Below are 1,138 nucleotides of genomic sequence, written 5' to 3'. Positions count from 1 at the left end.
GGGCTTATTATTAATATTACGTCGATTGCCGGTTATATGGGACTTCCGTACAGAAGTGTGTATTCTGCGTCGAAAGGAGCTTTAGAGTTAATTACAGAGGCTTTAAGGATGGAAGTGAAAGCTTTTGGTATCGAAATTACAAATGTTGCACCAGGAGATTTTGCAACCAATATTGCTGCAGGACGTTATCATGCGCCAGTAATTAAAGATTCAGCTTACGAAAAAGTATATGGAGATGTTCTGGCAACAATGAATGATCATGTTGATGCAGGAAGCAATCCTAATGAAATGGCAGAAGCGGTTTATAAAATCATTCAGACTAAAAAACCTAACGTTCATTACAAAGTAGGCGCTTTTATGCAAAAGTTTTCGATTGTTTTAAAACGTGCACTTCCAGATAAAATGTATGAGAAAATGCTTATGAATCATTATGAGCTGTAGAAAAATGTAAAAAATACACTTATTTTTAACATATAATTTTAAAATGGTTTTAATTTTAAAATCTTTATTGGTATTGATTTTGTAATTTTGCAGCTAGATTTCTTTAAAAGAATTTATTTGAAAAGAAATTTATAAATACGAACAAACCATTTTTAATTAAACAAATTATGAAATTTTTTATAGACACAGCTAATTTAGCTCAAATTAAAGAAGCACAAGCTTTAGGTGTTTTGGATGGTGTAACAACTAATCCGTCATTAATGGCAAAAGAAGGAATTACTGGAAAAAACAACATCCTTAAGCATTATGTTGACATTTGCAATCTTGTTGATGGTGATGTAAGTGCAGAAGTTAACGCTCTTGACTTTGAAGGTATGGTTAAAGAAGGTGAGGAGTTAGCTGAATTACATGAGCAGATTGTTGTAAAACTTCCTATGACTAAGGAAGGTGTTATGGCAGCAAAATATTTTTCTGATAAAGGAATTAAAACTAACGTTACTCTTGTTTTCTCTGTAGGACAAGCGCTTTTGGCTGCAAAAGCTGGAGCAACGTTTGTTTCTCCATTCGTGGGGCGTTTAGATGATATTTCTACTGATGGATTGAATTTGATTCAAGAAATTAGAGAAGTTTATGATAACTACGGTTACGAAACTCAAATTTTAGCAGCTTCTGTACGTCACACAATGCACATTGTAAA

The 1,138-nt window shown here is 33.0% G+C and carries 2 protein-coding genes; both read left to right on the top strand.

From position 1 onward, the window contains the following. Positions 1 to 441: SDR family NAD(P)-dependent oxidoreductase (locus B3J44_RS19080; RefSeq protein ID WP_286970656.1), on the top strand; the 441-nt coding region annotated here is incomplete at its 5' end. Positions 442 to 608: 167 nt separating this feature from the next. Beyond that, on the top strand, positions 609 to 1,138 hold a 530-nt coding region (locus tag B3J44_RS19075; protein ID WP_286970650.1), incomplete at its 3' end, for a transaldolase family protein.

Source organism: Flavobacterium sp. UBA4854 (assembly GCF_002399805.1).
GTDB lineage: Bacteria > Bacteroidota > Bacteroidia > Flavobacteriales > Flavobacteriaceae > Flavobacterium > Flavobacterium ginsengisoli.
The sequence above is the reverse complement of the archived record's forward strand: the minus strand, read 5'-3'. Positions and strand labels throughout refer to the sequence as shown.